1 protein-coding gene is annotated in these 237 nt (G+C 66.2%); it reads right to left on the reverse strand.

The annotated features are described in order from the left end of the window. Positions 1–39: 39 nt before the first annotated feature. A complete protein-coding gene (locus ACR9ZK_RS23410; RefSeq protein WP_481344305.1) occupies positions 40–198 on the reverse strand; it encodes a hypothetical protein in 159 nt (52 codons plus the stop codon). Positions 199–237: the final 39 nt, after the last annotated feature.

Here is a 237-nt window from a genome sequence, read left to right on the forward strand (position 1 = left end):
CCCCCCCCCCCCCCCTTCCGCCAAGCAGAAGACGGCATCCTAGATGTAGCTCCGTCTCGTGGGCTCGGAGATGTGTATAAGAGACAGGGCTGCGACGGCGAGCCCGAGCACCCCGGCGCCGCTCGGCGGGTGGCTCGCGGCCACGTGGGGCAACCGGTTCGCGATCGACCCCCAGTTCAGCGACTGTCTCTTATACACATCTGACGCTGCCGACGACGGAGAGAGTGTAGATCTCGG

The organism is Monashia sp. HAY1-5C, assembly GCF_056755255.1.